Genomic DNA, 17,999 nt, shown 5'->3' on the forward strand with positions numbered 1-17,999 from the left:
GTGGCTGGCGTATCCGCTTTTGCCGCGACGCGCGTATTTGTAGCGCGACATTTTCTCAGACAGGACAATCCCTTGATCCAAACCATCGCAGACGCGCTTGCCACCCAAGGCTATGATTCGCTTACCCCCGTCCAAGAGGCGGTTACCAACCCAGATCTGGTCGAGGCCGACCTTCTGGTGTCAGCCCAAACGGGGTCTGGCAAGACAGTGGCCTTTGGTCTGGCCATCGCACCGACCCTTTTGGGCGATGATGAAAAATTCGGACACGCCGGCGCACCCCTGGCGCTGATCATCGCACCGACGCGCGAATTGGCCATGCAGGTCAGCCGCGAGCTGACGTGGCTTTATGGCAAGGCCGGTGCGGTCGTGACCACCTGCGTTGGCGGCATGGACACACGCACCGAACGTCGTGCGCTGGACCGTGGCGCGCATATCGTCGTCGCGACACCGGGCCGCCTGTGCGACCACATCAAACGCAACAACATCAACCTGTCCGACATTCGTGCCGTGGTGCTGGATGAAGCGGACGAGATGCTTGATCTGGGTTTCCGCGAAGAGCTGGAATTCATCCTCTCCGAAGCGCCGGAAGAGCGCCGCACACTGTTGTTCTCGGCCACCGTGCCTGCGGCGATCGCCAAGCTGGCCAAATCCTACCAGCGTGATGCGCAGCGCGTCGAAACCGTGGGCGAAAAGAAACAACACGCCGACATCGAATACCGTGCGCTGAACGTGCATCCGCGCGACACTGAAAACGCGATCATCAACGTGCTGCGCTTTTACGAGGCGAAAAACGCCATCGTCTTCTGCAACACCCGCGCCGCCGTCGCACGCCTGACCACCCGCTTTACCAACCGCGGCTTTTCGGTCGTGGCGCTGTCGGGCGAGCTGACGCAATCCGAACGCACCAACGCCCTGCAAGCGCTGCGCGACGGGCGCGCGCGCGTCTGTATCGCAACAGATGTTGCCGCACGCGGGATCGACCTGCCCAACCTCGAGCTGGTGGTGCATGCCGATCTGCCGTCGAACTCTGACACGTTGCTGCACCGCTCGGGCCGTACCGGTCGTGCCGGTCGCAAGGGTGTGTCCGCGCTGATCGTTCCCGCCAAGATGCGCAGCAAGGCAAACCGTCTGCTGGGCGGCGCCAAGCTGAAGGTCGAATGGGCCAACCCGCCCTCTGCTGAAGAAGTGAACGCCGAAGACGAAAAGCGTTTGCTGGCCGATTCCGCATGGTCTGACCCGATCCCCGATGATGCAGCGGGCTTTGTTGCCAATCTGGTCGAACAGTTCAGCGCCGAGCAACTGGCGACGGCCTTTGTGAACCTGTACCGTGCACGCCAGTCCGCACCCGAGCAGCTGGCAGAGCCCGGCACCCCTGCCGACGAACGCCCCCGTGGCGACTTTGGCCCGTCGGTCTGGTTCTCGATCTCGATCGGGCGCAACGATGACGCCGAACCCCGCACCATCCTGCCGATGATCTGTCGCATGGGCGATCTGACCAAGGATGACGTGGGCGCGATCCGCGTGCAGCCCAGCCATACCTTTGTCGAGATCCTCGCGACCTCGGCAGATAAGTTCACCAACGCGCTTGGCCCCGACATGAAGGTCGAAGACGGCGCGGTTGTGACAAAACTGGACAAGGCCCCCGATCTGTCGCGCGGGCCCAAGCCCGGCGGCCGTGGCCCCAAACCGAACCGTGGCGGCCCCCGTTCTGACAACGGCCCGCGCCCCGATCGTGGCCCACGCCCCGACCGCGCACCCTATGACCCCGACGCACCACGTGCACCGCGCAAACCACGTGCGGCCAGCACCGAAGAACCATCGGTTACCTACGACAAACCTCGCGGCCCGCGCCCCGATAAAGGGTTCGACAAACCGCGCGGCGACAAGCCGAAGTTTGACAAGCCCAAAGCCCCCAAAGGCGAACGCCCGCCCAAGTCGCACAAGACCGAACGGTCTCCGATGAAGCCCGGTGCCACGCCTAAACCCAAGTCTGCGGGCAAGCCCGACAGCTTCGACAAACCCGGCGGCAAGCCCAAAGCCAAAGCCGTCTGGAAAAAGGAAAAGCCAGCGGATCGTGGGGCGGACCGCCCCCGTGGCGACGGCAAACCAGCGGATAAACCGTTCAAGGCCCGCGCCGCTGACCCGTCGAAACGCTTTGTCCCACCGGGCAAACTGGGCGCGAAACCCAAGGGTGGCAAACCCTCGGGCAAAGCCGGTGGCGGCGATGCCGCCCCCAAACGCGGCAAGTCGAGCTTTCGCCCGAAATAAGCCGCAAGACCTACCCCCGGTCTAAAAACGGGGAAATACAGATCAATCAATCGCTTAGGGGCCGGAATTTTAATCAATTCCGGCCCTTTTTGCGTCTATCTTCCCCGTCCCGCCCCCCTTTGTGGCAGGTTTTTCCTTTTCAGAGGGGGAAGTTGCTCCTAACAATCACTGCACATGGGCCGAAACAGACGCGAGGCGCGTTTGCGATGGGGCCTTGAAAACAGGGTGCTTTGCCACCCGCCCCCAATCCCAACCTCGGAAAGGTCACGCACATGGATGGTACATTTAGCGAAAACGATATCTCCCGTGTGGTCGAGGCAGATCGCGCGCACATCTGGCACCACCTCAGCCAGCACAAAGCCTATGAAACCACGGACCCACGGATCATTGTCGAAGGCAAAGGCATGCGTGTCTGGGACCAGAAGGGCAAAGAGCATCTGGACGCGGTGTCCGGTGGTGTCTGGACCGTCAACGTCGGCTATGGCCGTGAAAGCATTGCCAACGCCGTGCGCGACCAGCTGATCAAGCTGAACTATTTCGCGGGGTCTGCCGGGTCTATTCCGGGGTCGCATTTTGCGGAAAAGCTGATCGACAAGATGCCGGGCATGAGCCGCCTATACTATTGCAACTCCGGCTCCGAGGCGAACGAGAAAGCCTTCAAGATGATCCGCCAGATCGCCCACAAACGCTATGGCGGCAAGAAGCACAAAATCCTGTATCGCGACCGCGACTACCACGGCACGACCATCGCGTGTCTGTCTGCGGGCGGTCAGGAAGAACGCAATGCGCAATACGGCCCCTTCACCGACGGGTTCGTCCGCGTCCCCCACTGTCTGGAGTATCGCAAGTTCGAGCAAGACGGCGCGCCGGAGGATAACTACGGCGTTTGGGCTGCGGATCAGATCGAGAAGATCATCCTCGCCGAAGGGCCCGACACCGTGGGCGGGCTGTGTCTTGAACCCGTGACGGCGGGCGGTGGTGTTATCACGCCTCCGGACGGCTACTGGGAACGGGTGCAAGAGATTTGCCGCAAGTATGACGTGCTGCTGCACATCGACGAAGTCGTCTGCGGCATCGGGCGTACCGGCGAATGGTTCGGCTACCAGCATTTCGGCGTCCAGCCCGATATGGTTACGATGGCCAAGGGTGTGGCCTCGGGCTATGCGGCGATTGCCTGTCTGGTGACGACGGAAGAGGTCTTTAACCTGTTCAAGGACGACGCCAGCGACCCGCTGAACTACTTCCGCGATATCTCTACCTTCGGGGGCTGCACCGCGGGCCCCACCGCCGCGATTGAAAACATGGCGATTATCGAACGCGAAAACCTGCTGCAAAACACCCGCGACATGGGGCAATACATGCTCGAAGAGCTTGAAGAGCTGTCGGACAAATATGACGTGATCGGTCAGGTGCGCGGCAAGGGTCTGTTCCTTGGCGCAGAGCTGGTCCAAGACCGCAGCACCCGCGTTCCCGTCGTCGAAGCGCAGATTCAGGCGGTCGTCGCAGACTGCATGGCACAGGGGGTGATCATCGGGGCGACCAACCGGTCGGTGCCGGGCAAGAACAACACGCTCTGCTTCAGCCCTGCATTGATCGCGAAGAAGGACGATATTGATCAGATCATCGCGGCTGTGGATGGGGCAATGGGTCGGGTGTTCGGCAGCAAATAGACTGCCGCTCCGGCACTTTGTTGCCGATCAAAATAATCTTACTGGAACCAAACCCGTCACATAGCGTTAAGTACTGAAGCTAGTATGGAGTATATCATGAAAAAGCTACTTTTGGTCCTGCCTATGGTTGGCGCACTCGCCGCTTGCGAAACGCAGACTCAATCTTCTGTAACCGGCGCTGCTGCTGGTGCGGCTCTGGGTGCTGTCGTGTCGGGCGACGATGACAAAACCAAAGGCGCCGTTTTGGGTGGCTTGGCTGGCGCTGCTGCAGGTGCATACCTGGGCCGCGGCAAAAACGGCCAGTGCGTCTACCAGAACTCCGCAGGTCAGCGTTACACGGCTGCTTGCCCATAAGCGTTTTCTGCTCCCGAAGGCAGATATTCACATTAGGCCTCGGCGTTTCGCCGGGGCCTTTTTTATGCGCTGACCGATTGGCTGGGTCTGCCCATAAAAAAGGGCGGCTAGATGCCGCCCCGTCTTAACCGTGATTTTACCGCGACATCAGTCGAGCAAACCCGCGTGCTTCAATCCGTGATCCACCAGCGCTTTGGTGGCATCGGTCAGCGGCACCAGCGGCAGGCGCACCTCGTCCGAACACAACCCCAGACGCGCCATCGCGTATTTCACACCCACCAGGCCCGGCTCGGTGAAGATCGCGTTGTGCAGCGGCATCAGCTTGTCCTGGATTTCCAGCGCCGACGCATAGTCCCCCGCAAGGCAGAACGCTTGCATCTGGCTTAGCAGCTTGGGCGCGACATTCGCAGTGACAGAGATACAGCCCACGCCGCCTTGGGCGTTGAACCCGTGCGCTGTGGCGTCCTCGCCCGAGAGCTGGACAAAATCCGGCCCGCACAGCATCCGCTGGTCACAGACCCGCGCCAGATCGCCGGTGGCATCCTTGACACCGATGATGCGCGGCAGCTTGGCCAGCTCCGCCATGGTTTCGGGCAGCATATCAACGACCGAACGGCCGGGGATATTGTAGATGATGATCGGCAGACCGCAGGCCTCGTGGATCGCGGTGAAATGCGCGATCAGACCGGCTTGGGTCGGCTTGTTGTAATAGGGCGTGACCACCAGAACCGCATCGGCACCGACGCTTTCGGCGTGTTTGGCCAGACGGATGCTTTCGGTCGTGTTGTTCGAACCGGCACCTGCAACGACGGGGATACGACCCGCGGCGGCTTTGACGACTTCGGCGACAACGGTTTCATGCTCGGCATGGGTCAGGGTGGGCGATTCACCGGTGGTCCCGACGGGCACCAGCCCGTTCGATCCTTCCGCGATGTGCCATTCCACCAGCTTCTTGAGCGTGGCCAAATCCAGCGCGCCGTCCGTGAACGGCGTGACGAGTGCAGGTAGTGAACCTTGTAGCATATGCACGCTCCTATTCTTGCGTTGCTGGGCAAGCGCCCAATTGCTGATAGCGGCAAGTTGAGTTGAAACCCCCGCGCCGCGCCGTATGTTGCAAGGCTGTAGCCTTTGACCAGTAGGAAATGCAAGTGATGAGACGCGCCTTGGCGACGCTGACGATGGTTTTTGCCCTCGCCCTTCCGGCCCATGCCGAAAGGCCGCGTCCACTGGGATGGGCGATGGACGCCATGCGCGCGGGCAGCTGGGAGAATGCCGCCCTGATTGCGCGCCGTGACGGGGCCGTTGCGGTAGATGTGATCGAATGGCACCGCCTGCGCGCCGGACGGGGCACCTATGCCGAGGTGACAGATTTCCTTAACCGCCGCCCGGATTGGCCGGGCGAGGCCTATCTGCGCAGACAATCCGAAGAGGCCGTGATCCGCGAGGGTGACAAGGCGATACTGGATTTCTTTACCGGTCAGGGCCCGCAGACGCCCGAGGGTGTGCTGGCCCATGCCGCAGCGCTGCTGCGTGCGGATCGTCTGGGCGAGGCACAGGCGCGGCTGGTGCTGGCGTGGCGTACCCTCCCGATGAGCGGGAATGATCAGGCAAAGTTCATTGACGCGCATGGGCCTTTGCTGAAACCGCACCACGCCGCCCGTCTGGACGAGATGCTATGGCAACGGGAACACGCCGAAGCCCGCCAGATGTTCGATCTGGTCAGCGATGCCGACAAGGCGCTGGCCGAAACCCGCATCGCCTTGCAAAATCTGGACGGCGACGTAAACGCCCTGATCGACGCGCTGCCCGCCAGCAAGGCCGGTGATCCGGGGCTGCAGGCCGACCGCTTCGAATGGCGCATCCGCAAAGGCTACGGCGACAGCGCCAAGGATCTGATGCTGTCGCAATCGGTCAGCGCTGCGGCCCTTGGTCAGCCCGCCGCATGGGCCAACCGCCGCCGCGCGCTGGCGCGGGACGAAATGCGCAATGGCGATCCGGCGCGGGCCTATCAGATGGCGTCGAAACACTTCCTGTCCGAAGGGTCACATTTCGCGGACCTTGAATGGCTGTCGGGCTATATCGCCCTGCGGTTCCTCAAAGACCCCAAGCTGGCGCTTGGTCACTTTCAGGCCCATGACGGCGCGGTAGAATCCCCCATCAGCCAAGGGCGCGCGGGCTATTGGCAGGGCCGCGCGTATCAGGCCATGGGCGACGCCGAGGGCGCGGCCAAAGCCTATGCCCAAGGCGCGAAGTTCCAATCCTCTTTCTACGGTCTGCTTGCGGCAGAGCGGGGCAATCTGCCGTTCGATACAAGCCTTGCAGGCGCGCCCCCTGAACAGGACTGGCGCACATCGGCGCTGGCACAGGCACCGCTATTTCAGGCGGGGCTGTTGCTGCAAGCCTCGGGCGAGCTGTCGACCGCCGAACGGTTCTGGACCCATCTGGCAGAGCAGCTGATCACCGAAGACGCTGCCCTTCTTGGACAGGCCGCGATTGATGTGGGCCAGCCGCATCTGGCCGTGATGATCGGCAAACGTGTGGCACAACGGGGCATCACCATCGCCGGCCCCTATTACGCGCTGCATGATGCGATTAAGCTGGACCTGAACATGGCCCCCGAGATGGTTTTGGCCATCGCCCGCCGCGAAAGCGAATTCGATCCCGTGGTCCAGAGCCATGTGGGCGCACGCGGTCTGATGCAGCTGATGCCCGCCACGGCCAAGGATGTCGCGCGCGATCTGGAGATCAGCGCCCTGCACACCACCGACCGACTGACCGCCGACCCCGAATACAATGCTTTGCTGGGGTCCGAATACCTGTCGCAGATGGCGGGCCGGTTTAACGGGAATGTGGTCATGGTCTCGGCCGCCTATAACGCGGGCCCCTCGCGTCCGACGCGCTGGATGGATACCTATGGCGACCCGCGCGAGGGCGACATCGATATCGTCGACTGGATAGAGATGATCCCTTTTCGCGAGACGCAGAACTATGTGATGCGGGTGACCGAAAGCCTGCCCGTTTACCGCGCGCGCATGGGCAAAGATCCCCTGCCCCAACCCTTTACCGAGGAACTAACGGGCACGACCCTTTTGCCGTTCGCGCCAAAAGGTGAATAGCCCCGCCGCGACGATCAGCGCCGCCCCGATGGCGACATTGGGGCGCACGGTTTCGCCAAAGGCGCTGATGCCGATGATCGCGGCAAAGACCAGTTGCAAATAGGCAAAGGGCTGCACCGCGCTCGCCTCGGCCACTTCGTAGCAGCGGATCAACAGCCAGTGGCCCGTGACACCGGTGATGCACAGGCACCCCATGATCAGCCAGTCGCTGGCGATCATCGGCTCCCAATACCACAGCCCCGTGGCTGTCATCGCCACTGACCCCGTGACGCCGGTCCAGAAAAAGCTGGTGGCGGTCTTGTCCTTGCGCCCGACATAGCGGGTCAGCAGCCCGTAGACCGCGAACATCGCGGCCGCCACCAGCGGGATCACGGCGGCGGGGTCAAAGACGCTCATCCCCGGCTGCAGAATGATCAACACACCGATAAAGCCGACCCCGATCGCCGCCCATCTGCGCCAGCCGACACTTTCCCCCAGGACGGGGCCGGACAGGGCGGCAACCAGCAGCGGATAACAGGTAAAGACCGCGTGGCTTTCCACAAGGCCAAGGATCGTGAAGGCGACGATCATCACGCAGATCTCGGCCGCCAGCAGTAGCCCGCGGAATATCTGGAGCACCGGCTGGCTGGTCCGCGCCGCCGCCCGCAACCCGCCCGCATGGCGTTTGGCCAGCGCGATCACAAAGGCCGCGAAGAACCAGTAACGGATCATCACCACCATCATCACGTTGTATTCAGAGGCCAGATGCCGCGACAGCCCGTCCTGCACCGCAAACACGAAGGTCGTGATCACCATCAAGGTGATGCCAAGCGGGATGTTGTTCGACTGCGCCGCAGCCGCCGCGCGGTTGGTGGCCATGCTCATACGCGCACAGCCCGCGTCATGTGCCGCTTGCGGCCATAGCCGGTCGTGCGCTCAACCGCGAAGCCCGCGCTTTCCAGCGCGCGACGGACCGCGCCAGCGGCGGTATAGGTCGCGGCCGTGCCAAACGGTGCCGTGTGCCGTGCTACATCGTGCAGCAGCTCCGGCTCCCACAACTCGGGGTTTTTGGCGGGGGAAAATCCGTCAAGAAACCACGCATCCGCCAGCCCGTCCCACGCGGGCACCGCACGTCGCGCATCGCCGATCACCACGGTCAGCACCACATCGCCAAAGCGCATCTCTCCACCCTCTGGCGACCAAGCGTCCAACAGCGCGTCGCGCTTTCCATCGAAGTCAGGAAAGGACCGATGCGCTTGGGCCATATCCTCGGACGACATCGGAAAGGCTTCGAACGAGGTGAAATGCAGCGTGCCTTTCGCGCCGTGCCGCTCCCACGCGTCCCAAGCCACGAGAAAGTTCAGCCCCGTGCCGAACCCCAACTCTCCGATGCGGAACCCGTCGCGGAAGCGGTTGGTCAGGTCATTCCCGTCGATAAAGACATGCTGCGTTTCCTCTACCCCGTTGTCGAGGCTGAAGTACGGATCGTCGAACTTGGAGGACACGGGCACACCGCTGTCTTTCCATTCGATATCAGCTGTCTGGTTCTCCATGGGATGGCCTTGTGCTATGGGCGTTGCCGAACACTGCGCAAAAAGGGCAAGGATTGGCAATGGCCGAAATCACGATACGCGGCGCGGGGATATTCGGGCTATCGGTGGCATGGGCCTGCGTGCAACGCGGCGCGGTTGTGCAGGTGATCGACCCGAATGGGCCCGCCGCAGGCAGCAGCGGCGGTATCGTCGGCGCGCTGGCCCCGCATGTGCCTGAAAACTGGAACGCCAAGAAAGCCTTTCAACGCGACAGCCTGCTGATGGCCGAAGGGTTCTGGCAAGCGGTTGAACAGGCGGGCGGCGGCAACGCGGGCTATGCCCGCAAAGGGCGCCTGCAACCCGTGGCCGATGACGCGGCATTGGCACTGGCACAGCAGCGGGCCGAAACCGCCAAGGCGCTGTGGCAAGGTCAGGCCACATGGTCCGTGATCCGCGCGAGTGACACCCCGTGGCAGCCCGACAGCCCCACCGGCTGGCTGATCCACGACACGCTAAGCGGTCTGATCCACCCCCGCCACGCCTGCGACGCGCTGGTGCGGGCACTGGCGGCCAAAGGCGTGACGGTGCAGGCGGAGGGCGAAGATCGCGGACAGGTTCTGTGGGCGACGGGCGTCGCGGGGCTGGCGCATATGACCGCCAATCATAGCCGTCTGGTCGGCGCAGGCGTCAAGGGTCAGGCCGCGCTGCTGGACTATGACGCGCGCGGCTTGCCACAGCTTTTCGCGGGCGGTGTGCATATCATCCCGCACAGCGACGGCACCACCGCCATCGGATCAACGACAGAGCGCGCGTATACCTCGCCCACCGAGACGGACGCGCAGCTTGATGACGTGATCGCCGCCGCACGTGCCGCGGTGCCCGTGTTGCGAGATGCGCCGGTGATCACCCGCTGGGCCGGCGTGCGCCCCCGCAGCCGCAGCCGTGCCCCGATGCTGGGGCCCTTGCCCGACGCTCCGGGGCAGTTCGTGGCCAATGGCGGGTTCAAGATCGGGTTCGGCATGGCCCCCAAAGTGGCCGATGTCATGGCCGATCTGATGCTGGACGGGCGCGATACTATCCCCGATGGGTTCCGCGTCGAAGACAACCTCTAGCGCCGCGGCGGCCCGTCAGCCCCCTAAGGCACCTCTTAAACGCAAAAGGGCCCCGGCAGATGCCGAGGCCCTTTCACGTTCATGTCGCCAAGGCTTAGGCAGCGTTTGGCAGGATCACGATTTCAACGCGGCGGTTTTGCGCTTTGCCCGCTGCGTTCAGGTTGCTTGCCACCGGCTGGCTTTCGCCACGGCCCACGGATTGGATGCGGCTGCCGGGAACGCCGTTCGACACCAGTACGTTCGCAACGGCGCGCGCACGGCCTTCGGACAGCTGCTGGTTATAGGACGCTTCGCCATCGCTATCGGTGTGACCGACGATTTGCAGCGTGGAGTTGCTGTAGACGTTCACGTTCCGCGCCAGTGCGGCCAGATCGTTTTGCATACCGGCCTGAACCTGCGTGCTGTCTGTCGCGAACAGGATGTCCTGCGGCAGGGTCACGATCAGGCGGTCACCTGTGTTGGTGATGATCACGTCGGAATCCAGCTGACGGCGCAGGTCGGCCTCTTGCTTGTCCAGCGAATAGCCATAGCCAGCACCCAATGCACCGCCAGCGACCGCACCGGCCAAGGCACCTTGCGCACGGTTGCCGTCGCCTTTGGACAGCGCACCGATCACAGCACCGGTACCTGCACCGATCAGCGCACCGTTACGAGTGTTGGCGTTCGGGTCGTTGGGGTTGCCACCAATCGGACCGGGTTCACAAGCAGCCAGCGCCAGAACGCTTGTCAGAGCTACAGCAATGGAGGTTTTCGAAAGTGTCATATCTTATTCTGCCTTTAAGTTGTGGCCCCGTTCGGGCGAGGCAATCGTCACATAACGCTTTACACCAGCCTTTGTTCCCGTTGAACCGGCAGCTTCAAACCCATAGGCAGCAACCCGCCGATACCCTCACGCGTCGACGCGGGCGGATTCAAAGGCCAGCATGGCGCGTTTGACCGGCAGCCCCCAGTGATAGCCCCCTAACCCACCGGATTTGCGCAGGGCGCGATGGCAGGGGATCAACCAGCTGATCGGGTTACGCCCCACCGCCGTGCCCACAGCGCGGACCGCTTTGGGCGTGCCGATGGTCTGGGCGATTTCGGAATAGGTGGTCACATGACCCGACGGGATCGCCAGCAAAGCCTCCCACACCTTGATCTGGAAGGGCGCGCCGATCAGATACATCGGAGCCCTGTCGGTCCCGTCTCCCTGTAGGCCGAATGCAATCTGCACCCAGTCGCGCAGCACCGCCGGATCCTCGCGGAATGTCGCACCCGGCCAGCGACGGCACAAATCCTCCATCGCGGCATCGGTGCCCATCTCGGCCGAGAAAGCCAGCCCGCAGATCCCCCGTGGCGTGCCCATGACCAGTGCCGGGCCAAAGGGGCTGTCGAACCACCCCCACGAGATCACAAGCCCGTCGCCCTTGCGGGCGAAATCACCGGGGCTCATGGCTTCCCACCGCAGGAACATGTCATGCAGCCGGCCAGAGCCGGACAACCCCAGCTCGTGCGCCGTGTCGAGCGTGGTAAAGCGGTCGCGCAGCAGCGATTTGGCGTGATCCAGCATCAGGTATTGCTGATAGCGTTTCGGCGACACCCCCACCCACTGCGAGAAGAGCCGCTGGAAATGCGCCGGGCTCATCCCCATTTCGCCCGCGATCTGATCCAGCGCCAGCGGGTCGGCGGCGGCATCGATCAGATCAATCGCCCGCCGCATCACACCGTAGTGATAGGCGCTGCCGTCTGCAGTGGCGGCATCTTCGGGGGTGGTGGTTTGGGGCGTGTGCTGTGCATGTGTCATAGGGGCAGACTACGGCAGGCCCCGCCCCCGCGCGACCCGAAACATGCGCCAAATGACGCAGCCCCCTGCCGCAGCGACGCCCGTAAAATCCGCCGCGCGCGGCTTGCCCTGAGAGGCGAAACCACGCATACCCTTGGCGCATGGCCAAAACCCTTGATTATCACACGATCCGCGAGATTTTCACCCGCTTTCAGGACGCCGAGGCGGAACCGAAAGGCGAGCTGGATCACACCAACGTCTATACGTTGCTGGTCGCTGTCGCGCTGAGCGCGCAGGCCACGGATGCGGGGGTAAACAAGGCCACCAAATCCCTGTTCGAGATTGTCGAGCACCCGCAGCAGATGCTGGACCTCGGGCTGGAGGGGCTGACCGAACACATCAAGACAATCGGCCTGTTCCGCCAGAAGGCCAAGAACGTGATGAAGCTGAGCCAGATTCTGGTGGATGACTATGACGGGGTCGTGCCCAACAGCCGCGCGGCGCTGCAATCATTGCCCGGCGTGGGCCGCAAGACCGCGAATGTCGTGCTGAATATGTGGTGGCACTATCCGGCGCAGGCGGTGGACACGCATATCTTTCGCGTCGGCAATCGCACACGCATCGCCCCCGGCAAAACCGTCGATGCAGTAGAACGCGCGATCGAGGATAATATCCCTGTCGATTTCCAACACCATGCCCACCACTGGATGATCCTGCACGGGCGATACCATTGCAAAGCACGCAAACCCCTATGCAGAACCTGCATCATCCGTGACCTTTGCCCCTATGAGGAAAAAACCGAATGACCCAATACGAAGTGGTTGGCATCGGCAACGCTGTTGTCGATGTGATCTCGCATGCGGATGACGCGTTTCTGCAAGATAACGGCATCGAAAAAGGCATTATGCAGCTGATCGAGCGTGACCGCGCCGAAAACCTGTATGCGACAATGCAAGACCGTCTGCAGACCCCCGGCGGGTCGGTCGCCAATACCATTGCGGGCATCGGCGCGCTTGGCTTGCCCACGGCCTTTATCGGGCGGGTGAATGACGATGAGCTGGGGCAGTTCTATGCCAAAGCGATGACAGACATTGGCATTGATTTTGTCAACGCGCCTGTGACCGGGGGCGAGAACCCGACCTCGCGCTGCATGATCTTTGTGACCCCGGATGGGGAACGCTCTTTGAACACCTATCTTGGGATCTCTACTGGGCTTACCTCGGACGACGTTCCGCAGGCGGTGGCCTCCGGGGCCAAGCTGATGTTCCTAGAAGGCTACCTTTTTGACCACGACGCCGGCAAAACCGCCTTCCGCGAAGCGGCGCGCGCGGCGACGGCGGGCGGCGGCATGGCGGGGATCGCGATTTCCGACCCCTTCTGCGTGGAACGCCATCGGGATGACTTCCTCGCGCTGATCGAAAACGATCTGGGCTATGTCATCGGCAACGAGGCCGAGATCCGCGCCCTGTGGGAAACCGACGATCTGGAAGACGCGCTGACCCGCACGGCGGCGATCTGTGACACGGTCGTCTGCACCCGGTCCGGCGACGGTGTGACGCTGATCCGCAAGGGCGAACGCGTCGACGTGCCGGTGACCAAGGTGACCCCCGTGGATGCCACAGGCGCCGGCGATCAATTCGCGGCGGGGTTCCTCTATGGCATGGCCACGGGCCGCGACCTTGAAACATGCGGCAAGATGGGCAACATCTGCGCGGCCGAGGTGATCAGCCACATCGGTCCACGCCCGCAGACCTCGATGATGGAGCTGTTCAAGGAAAAAGGGCTGGTCTGATGCTGACCGACGGATATCACGACGTACCGCTTGGCAAACTGGCGATGGTTGTCACACATCTTGAGATGCGCGAGGCCGCCCCCCTGCGGGATGTCCCCGCCCCCGAGGGCGTGGCCCTGCGCGCGCTGACCCCGACACTGGACTGGTACCGTGATATCTTTCGGCGGGTCGGACAGGATTGGCTGTGGTTCGGGCGGCTCACAAAAACCGACGCCGAATTGCAGGCGCTGTTGTCGGATGCGGACACGCAGTTTTTCACGCTGACCAAGGATGGTCGCGACGAGGCGCTGCTCGAGCTCAAGTTCACGGCTGATGGCACGTGCGAGCTGGCCTATTTCGGACTGACCCCCGCGCTGATCGGGTCGGGTGCCGGGCGCTACCTGATGAACCACGCGATCCGCACGGCTTGGGCACGGCCGATCTCGCGGTTTCATCTACATACCTGCACGCTCGACAGTCCGCAGGCGCTGTCCTTTTACATCCGCAGCGGGTTTACCCCGTTCAAGCGGCAGGTCGAGGTCGCGGATGATCCGCGGCTGATCGATCTGTTGGACAAGGACGCAGGGGCGCATGTGCCGACCATCGGCTAGCGCCCCCGTGGCTCACCCCATCCGTTCAGAGGCGTAAGACCCCGGCGAGGCGGGGAAGACCACCGTCTTGTTGCCATTCACAAACACGCGCCGGTGGATATGCGCGTGAATGGCCCGCGCCAATACCTGACTTTCGACATCCCGCCCGAGCGAGACATAGTCTTCGGCGGATTGCGCATGGGTGACGCGCACGATGTCCTGTTCGATGATCGGCCCTTCATCCAGATCGGCGGTCACGTAATGCGATGTCGCCCCGATCAGCTTGACGCCGCGTTGGAACGCTTGCTTATACGGGTTCGCCCCCTTGAAGCTGGGCAGGAAAGAATGGTGGATATTGATGATCCGCCCCGACATCTTTTGGCACATCTCGTCTGACAGGATTTGCATGTAGCGCGCCAGTACAATCAGCTCGGCCCCCGCGTCTTCGACCACAGCCATGATCCGCGCCTCGGCGTCGGCTTTGTTTTCCGGCGTGACCTTGATGCAGTGGAACGGAATGTCGTTGTTCACGACGACCTTTTGATAGTCCATGTGGTTGGACACCACCGCGACAATATCGATTGGCAACGCGCCAATACGCCAGCGGTACAGCAGATCGTTCAGGCAGTGCCCGAAGCGCGAGACCATGATGACGACCTTCATCTTCACCGCTTCGTCGTGGAACTCATAGGCCATGTCAAAGGGCCGCGCCGCATCGGCAAAGCCGTCTGACAGGGTCGCCAGATCAACCTCGGCTTCGCTTTCAAAGCTGACGCGCATGAAGAAACCGCCGGTTTCCTTATCGTCGAACTGGGCACTGTCCGAGATGTTGCAGCCTTGATCGGCCAGATAATTCGCAATCGCCGCAACAACCCCGCGCGCAGAGGGGCAGGTCACGGTCAGGGCATATGTCTTCATCGGGATTTTTCCTGTGGCAAAGCGGTCCGACGTCGCGCGCCGATAGCCACCTGTTTCCTATCCGCCCCCGCCCCGTCAAGTTCGCGACGGCCGAAAAAGACACACGACGCCCGCGCGGCCGGTCAAATCAGCACAATCGGTTTCCGATCATGCACATTGGCCCATATCCGCTACGCAATCGGGCAGACGGTGAACGCGGCCCGCCCCTTTGTCAGGCGTCGGCGAAATGCTCGACAAAGGCGTTGACCACAGCGGTATAGACCTCGCGCTTGAACGGGACGATGTTGTCGACCAGTTCGCGCACCGGCAACCAGCGCCAGTCCGAGAATTCGGGGTGTTCGGTGTCCAGGTTGATCTCGTCATCCGACCCGTGAAAGCGCAGCAGGAACCACTTCTGCTCTTGCCCGCGGAACCGGCCTTTCCAGATGTTGGGCACCAGTTCGATCGGCAGGTCATAGGGCAACCAGCCCTCGGTCTGCGCCACCACGGTGACAGAGCTTGGGGGGATGCCTGTCTCTTCCTCCAGCTCGCGCAGGGCGGCGACTTCGGCGTGTTCGCCCTTTTCTACGCCGCCTTGCGGCATCTGCCATGCGTCCTGATCCCGGTCCCGACGTTGCCCGACAAACACATGCCCGTCGGCGTTGACCAGCATGACCCCGACACAGGGGCGATAGGGCAGTCGGGCGATTTCTTCTGGCGTCATATCGGGGGCCTTTCGCGGCAAGAGAAGTCATACCGGCGTTAGCACGAATCCCGCGCCCATGTATATTGGCTTACGCAGCGTTGTGCGTGACAGAACCGCAGGCTTGGGGTGAACTGCCGCACAGAACGGTCCAGTACCCTACATTCAGCCCTCGAAAGGTTTGCCAAATGTCCGACTATCCGCACCTGCTTGCCCCGCTTGATCTGGGGTTCACGACGTTGAAGAACCGCGTGTTGATGGGGTCTATGCACACCGGGCTTGAGGAAACACAGGACTGGAACCGCGTCGCCGAATTCTACGCCACCCGCGCGCGTGGCGATGTGGGGCTGATGGTGACAGGTGGCATCGGGCCCAACCCCGAAGGGTCGGTCGCCCATGGTGCCGCGATGATGCTGTCGCAAAAGGACGTGGACAACCACAGCATCGTCACCGACCGCGTGCACGAGGCAGGCGGCAAGATCGCGATGCAGATCCTGCACGCGGGGCGCTATGCCTTCAGCCCCGATTGCGTCGCCCCCTCGGCGATCAAATCCCCCATCTCGATGTTCGCCCCGAAAGAACTGGACGCGGAAGGCATCGAAAAGCAGATCAGCGATATCGCCGCCTGCGCCCTGCGTGCCAAACAGGCAGGCTATGACGGGGTAGAGGTGATGGGCTCCGAAGGGTATTTCCTGAACCAGTTCCTTGTCACCCACACCAACAAACGGACCGACGAATGGGGCGGGTCGTACGAGAACCGCATGAGGCTGCCAGTCGAGGTCGTGCGCCGCGTGCGCGAGGCCGTCGGCCCCGATTTCATCCTCATCTACCGTTTGTCGATGATCGACCTGATCCCCAACGGCTCAACCTTTGAAGAGGTCGTGCAGCTTGCCAAGGCGGTAGAGGCCGCAGGTGCCTCGATCATCAACACCGGCATCGGCTGGCACGAGGCGCGCATCCCGACGATCCAGACCTCGGTGCCGCGCGCGGCCTTTGCATGGGTCACGAAAAAGCTGATGGGTCAGGTGAACATCCCGCTGATCACCTCCAACCGGATCAACACGCCCGAGGTCGCCGAAGAGGTGCTGGTGGACGGCTGCGCCGACATGGTGTCGATGGCGCGTCCCATGCTGGCCGATGCCGATTTTGTCGCCAAGGCCGCCGCCGGAAAATCGGCCGAGATCGCACCCTGTATCGCCTGCAACCAAGCCTGTCTGGACCATACCTTTGGTGGCAAAATCTCGAGCTGTCTGGTCAACCCGCGCGCCTGCTACGAGACTGAACTGCGCGTCAATCCTGTTGACGCGGCCAAGACAATCGCCGTAGTGGGCGCGGGCCCTGCGGGGCTCTCTGCCGCCATCACCGCGGCAGAACGCGGCCATAAGGTCACCGTCTTTGACCGCGCAGCCGAGATCGGCGGCCAGTTGAACCTTGCCAAGCAGGTCGCCGGCAAAGAGGAGTTCTGGGGCCTCGTCGATTGGTATCGGGCGATGGTCAAGAAATACGACGTCACCGTGAAGCTGAACACCGAAGTCTCGGCCAATGACCTGGGCGCGTATGACGAGGTGATTATCGCCACCGGCGTGATCCCCCGCGACCCGCAAATCCCCGGTCAGGACGCGGGCAATGTGGTCAGCTATATCGACATCCTGAACGGCACCGTCACCGCTGGTCAGCGTGTCGCTGTCATCGGCGCGGGCGGCATCGGTTTCGATGTGTCTGAACATCTGGTGCATGACGGGGACAGCACCACCACCAACCTGCCCGAATGGATGAAGGAATGGGGCGTCACCGACCCCGCCGATCACCGATCTGGCCTCGCGCCCGAAGGTCCGCAGCCGCACGCCCCCGCGCGCGAAGTGACCATGCTGCAGCGCAAGACCACCAAGGTCGGCAAGGGCTTGGGCAAGACGACCGGCTGGATCCACCGCGCGTCCCTGACCATGAAGAACGTGCAGATGATCGCGGGCGTCAACTACGAGAAGATCGACGCAGAGGGCCTGCACATCAGCTTTGGCGAAGCGCGTGAAAAGCCGCAGGTGATCGCGGCGGATACGATCGTGCTTTGTGCCGGTCAGCTGTCGGACCGGTCGCTGGCCGACGCGCTAGAGGTCAAGGGCATCCCGTGCCATGTTATCGGCGGCGCGGATGTCGCGGCTGAACTGGATGCGAAACGCGCGATTGACCAAGGCACCCGTCTGGCCGCTGCGCTGTAAGGTATGTCGACCAAAACGGGGCAGGCTGT

Annotated in this window: 16 protein-coding genes; 9 read left to right on the forward strand and 7 right to left on the reverse strand. The window is 62.5% G+C overall.

Annotated features, from left to right (window positions below; translation table 11 throughout):
• Window positions 1-72 precede the first annotated feature (72 nt).
• The 3 genes from B4F27_RS10440 to B4F27_RS10450 all read left to right on the forward strand — a co-directional run bounded on the left by B4F27_RS10440 (window position 73) and on the right by B4F27_RS10450 (window position 4,292).
• Entirely contained in the window at window positions 73-2,268 is a 2,196-nt protein-coding gene (locus tag B4F27_RS10440; protein ID WP_286759624.1) for a DEAD/DEAH box helicase, read from the forward strand.
• A gap of 272 nt (window positions 2,269-2,540) precedes the next feature.
• Entirely contained in the window at window positions 2,541-3,938 is a 1,398-nt protein-coding gene (locus tag B4F27_RS10445; protein WP_009825899.1) for an aspartate aminotransferase family protein, read from the forward strand.
• Window positions 3,939-4,034: 96 nt separating this feature from the next.
• Window positions 4,035-4,292, forward strand: a complete 258-nt coding sequence (locus tag B4F27_RS10450; protein ID WP_037944890.1) for a glycine zipper 2TM domain-containing protein — start codon at window positions 4,035-4,037, stop codon at window positions 4,290-4,292.
• Window positions 4,293-4,439: 147 nt separating this feature from the next.
• Here the strand turns inward: B4F27_RS10450 and dapA are convergent, their stop codons facing one another.
• Window positions 4,440-5,315 carry a 4-hydroxy-tetrahydrodipicolinate synthase gene (gene dapA, locus B4F27_RS10455; RefSeq protein ID WP_009825897.1) on the reverse strand — a complete coding sequence of 292 codons (876 nt, stop codon included), beginning with the start codon at window positions 5,313-5,315 and terminating at the stop codon, window positions 4,440-4,442.
• Between the two features lie 119 nt (window positions 5,316-5,434).
• On the opposite strand from dapA, the gene B4F27_RS10460 reads away from it, so the two are divergent.
• On the forward strand, window positions 5,435-7,408 hold the full coding sequence (locus B4F27_RS10460; RefSeq protein ID WP_168592682.1) for a lytic transglycosylase domain-containing protein: 1,974 nt from the start codon (window positions 5,435-5,437) through the stop codon (window positions 7,406-7,408).
• Here the strand turns inward: B4F27_RS10460 and B4F27_RS10465 are convergent.
• The gene (locus B4F27_RS10465) at window positions 7,364-8,272 is read right to left on the reverse strand and encodes a DMT family transporter (RefSeq protein WP_051577598.1); all 909 of its coding nucleotides are present in this window, start codon (window positions 8,270-8,272) and stop codon (window positions 7,364-7,366) included. The genes B4F27_RS10460 and B4F27_RS10465 overlap by 45 nt on opposite strands.
• Window positions 8,269-8,940 carry a tRNA (5-methylaminomethyl-2-thiouridine)(34)-methyltransferase MnmD gene (gene mnmD, locus B4F27_RS10470; RefSeq protein WP_074636128.1) on the reverse strand — a complete coding sequence of 224 codons (672 nt, stop codon included), beginning with the start codon at window positions 8,938-8,940 and terminating at the stop codon, window positions 8,269-8,271. The genes B4F27_RS10465 and mnmD overlap by 4 nt, the downstream gene beginning before the upstream one ends.
• Window positions 8,941-8,999: 59 nt before the next feature.
• On the opposite strand from mnmD, the gene B4F27_RS10475 reads away from it, so the two are divergent.
• Entirely contained in the window at window positions 9,000-10,031 is a 1,032-nt protein-coding gene (locus tag B4F27_RS10475) for an NAD(P)/FAD-dependent oxidoreductase (RefSeq protein WP_286759625.1), read from the forward strand.
• Window positions 10,032-10,125: 94 nt separating this feature from the next.
• Here B4F27_RS10475 and B4F27_RS10480 read toward each other — a convergent pair whose 3' ends face one another.
• Window positions 10,126-10,794 carry an OmpA family protein gene (locus B4F27_RS10480; RefSeq protein WP_005851133.1) on the reverse strand — a complete coding sequence of 223 codons (669 nt, stop codon included), beginning with the start codon at window positions 10,792-10,794 and terminating at the stop codon, window positions 10,126-10,128.
• Between the two features lie 126 nt (window positions 10,795-10,920).
• Complete coding sequence (locus tag B4F27_RS10485) at window positions 10,921-11,814, reverse strand: bifunctional helix-turn-helix domain-containing protein/methylated-DNA--[protein]-cysteine S-methyltransferase (protein WP_286759626.1); 894 nt, start codon at window positions 11,812-11,814, stop codon at window positions 10,921-10,923.
• Between the two features lie 140 nt (window positions 11,815-11,954).
• Here B4F27_RS10485 and nth point away from each other — a divergent pair, with 140 nt between their 5' ends.
• The 3 genes from nth to B4F27_RS10500 are packed head-to-tail and all read left to right on the forward strand — an operon-like array spanning window position 11,955 to window position 14,175.
• A complete protein-coding gene (gene nth, locus B4F27_RS10490; RefSeq protein WP_005851129.1) occupies window positions 11,955-12,599 on the forward strand; it encodes an endonuclease III in 645 nt (214 codons plus the stop codon).
• Window positions 12,596-13,585 carry an adenosine kinase gene (locus tag B4F27_RS10495; protein ID WP_286759627.1) on the forward strand — a complete coding sequence of 330 codons (990 nt, stop codon included), beginning with the start codon at window positions 12,596-12,598 and terminating at the stop codon, window positions 13,583-13,585. The genes nth and B4F27_RS10495 overlap by 4 nt, the downstream gene beginning before the upstream one ends.
• Window positions 13,585-14,175: a GNAT family N-acetyltransferase gene (locus B4F27_RS10500; protein WP_180828613.1), complete on the forward strand. Its 591-nt coding sequence runs from the start codon at window positions 13,585-13,587 to the stop codon at window positions 14,173-14,175. Before B4F27_RS10495 ends, B4F27_RS10500 begins: the two co-directional genes overlap by 1 nt.
• Before the next feature lie 12 nt (window positions 14,176-14,187).
• Here the strand turns inward: B4F27_RS10500 and purU are convergent, their stop codons facing one another.
• Together purU and B4F27_RS10510 are read right to left on the reverse strand one after the other, a co-directional pair.
• Window positions 14,188-15,072, reverse strand: coding sequence for a formyltetrahydrofolate deformylase (gene purU, locus B4F27_RS10505; RefSeq protein WP_005851123.1), 885 nt, complete (start codon window positions 15,070-15,072; stop codon window positions 14,188-14,190).
• Between the two features lie 211 nt (window positions 15,073-15,283).
• Window positions 15,284-15,775, reverse strand: coding sequence for an RNA pyrophosphohydrolase (locus B4F27_RS10510; RefSeq protein ID WP_005851121.1), 492 nt, complete (start codon window positions 15,773-15,775; stop codon window positions 15,284-15,286).
• Between the two features lie 167 nt (window positions 15,776-15,942).
• On the opposite strand from B4F27_RS10510, the gene B4F27_RS10515 reads away from it, so the two are divergent.
• A complete protein-coding gene (locus B4F27_RS10515) occupies window positions 15,943-17,970 on the forward strand; it encodes an NADPH-dependent 2,4-dienoyl-CoA reductase (protein WP_286759628.1) in 2,028 nt (675 codons plus the stop codon).
• Window positions 17,971-17,999: the final 29 nt, after the last annotated feature.

This window comes from Sulfitobacter sp. UBA1132, assembly GCF_002311545.1.
GTDB lineage: Bacteria > Pseudomonadota > Alphaproteobacteria > Rhodobacterales > Rhodobacteraceae > Sulfitobacter > Sulfitobacter pontiacus.

What these genes read in the sequence shown, in the direction of transcription:
- B4F27_RS10485 (WP_286759626.1), bottom strand. Translation starts at nt 11,814, where the DNA reads ATGACACATGCACAGCACACGCCCCAAACCACCACCCCCGAAGATGCC.
- B4F27_RS10475 (WP_286759625.1), top strand. Translation starts at nt 9,000, where the DNA reads ATGGCCGAAATCACGATACGCGGCGCGGGGATATTCGGGCTATCGGTG.
- B4F27_RS10495 (WP_286759627.1), top strand. Translation starts at nt 12,596, where the DNA reads ATGACCCAATACGAAGTGGTTGGCATCGGCAACGCTGTTGTCGATGTG.
- B4F27_RS10480 (WP_005851133.1), bottom strand. Translation starts at nt 10,794, where the DNA reads ATGACACTTTCGAAAACCTCCATTGCTGTAGCTCTGACAAGCGTTCTG.
- B4F27_RS10465 (WP_051577598.1), bottom strand. Translation starts at nt 8,272, where the DNA reads ATGAGCATGGCCACCAACCGCGCGGCGGCTGCGGCGCAGTCGAACAAC.
- nth (WP_005851129.1), top strand. Translation starts at nt 11,955, where the DNA reads ATGGCCAAAACCCTTGATTATCACACGATCCGCGAGATTTTCACCCGC.
- B4F27_RS10460 (WP_168592682.1), top strand. Translation starts at nt 5,435, where the DNA reads ATGCAAGTGATGAGACGCGCCTTGGCGACGCTGACGATGGTTTTTGCC.
- purU (WP_005851123.1), bottom strand. Translation starts at nt 15,072, where the DNA reads ATGAAGACATATGCCCTGACCGTGACCTGCCCCTCTGCGCGCGGGGTT.
- B4F27_RS10445 (WP_009825899.1), top strand. Translation starts at nt 2,541, where the DNA reads ATGGATGGTACATTTAGCGAAAACGATATCTCCCGTGTGGTCGAGGCA.
- B4F27_RS10500 (WP_180828613.1), top strand. Translation starts at nt 13,585, where the DNA reads ATGCTGACCGACGGATATCACGACGTACCGCTTGGCAAACTGGCGATG.
- B4F27_RS10510 (WP_005851121.1), bottom strand. Translation starts at nt 15,775, where the DNA reads ATGACGCCAGAAGAAATCGCCCGACTGCCCTATCGCCCCTGTGTCGGG.
- B4F27_RS10450 (WP_037944890.1), top strand. Translation starts at nt 4,035, where the DNA reads ATGAAAAAGCTACTTTTGGTCCTGCCTATGGTTGGCGCACTCGCCGCT.
- dapA (WP_009825897.1), bottom strand. Translation starts at nt 5,315, where the DNA reads ATGCTACAAGGTTCACTACCTGCACTCGTCACGCCGTTCACGGACGGC.
- B4F27_RS10515 (WP_286759628.1), top strand. Translation starts at nt 15,943, where the DNA reads ATGTCCGACTATCCGCACCTGCTTGCCCCGCTTGATCTGGGGTTCACG.
- mnmD (WP_074636128.1), bottom strand. Translation starts at nt 8,940, where the DNA reads ATGGAGAACCAGACAGCTGATATCGAATGGAAAGACAGCGGTGTGCCC.